This is a genomic window from Paracoccus salipaludis (assembly GCF_002287065.1).
Classification (GTDB): Bacteria; Pseudomonadota; Alphaproteobacteria; order Rhodobacterales; family Rhodobacteraceae; genus Paracoccus; species Paracoccus salipaludis.
In genome coordinates this window covers 1-602 of sequence record NZ_NSJZ01000103.1, presented here as the reverse complement: position 1 = coordinate 602, position 602 = coordinate 1, and the positions used below count along the sequence as shown (strand labels likewise).

1 protein-coding gene is annotated in these 602 nt (G+C 66.3%); it reads right to left on the bottom strand.

Translation table 11 applies throughout. The features are described from left to right. Nucleotides 1-182: 182 nt before the first annotated feature. Nucleotides 183-602, bottom strand: a 420-nt coding sequence (locus CK240_RS17765) for a hypothetical protein (protein ID WP_205957920.1), incomplete at its 5' end; no start/stop codon positions are given.

Below are 602 nucleotides of genomic sequence, written 5' to 3'. Positions count from 1 at the left end.
CGAACCCGACGAACAGCAGAGAGAAGGGCGCACTTATGCAAACCTGCGGTTTGCGTGCGGCCTCCCAAGGGCACAGCTCATGGCTCGGCCGAGGAGGAAGGGCGCTCGCCGCTGGGCTGTCCCTTGCCATGGGCATAGGGGACAGCCCAACGTGGGACGCTTCCTTGGACGTCTCCCGCGCCCTAAGCCGCCTTGGGTCGGCCGAATTTCCTCAAGACCTTGCGAGTCTCGCGGGCGACGAAGGCGTGCCGGTCCTCCACGTCGAAGCCGAGATGCCCCGCAAGGTTGAAGAAGCCGCCGCTCGGGAGCGTATCGCCCGGGGTCTTCTTGTGGACGAGGACCGAGAGGAGCACGCCGTGGTTTTCGAAGCTGCGCTCCGAGACCGCACCTAGAACCCAGCCGATCTTGTCGCGGTGCGCCGGCACCTGCCATCGCAGGCCTGCGTTCGACATGACCGGGTCGTAGAACACGCGGGCCTCCCCCTTAGCGGCGAGGTCCAGGAGGAAGGCCTCCGTGCGCTGGATCATGTCTTGGTCCGCAGTCCGCAGGGCCACGAGGCTCCGGCGCGAGACGAACCGCTGCTTGCCAATACGGACCTCTTC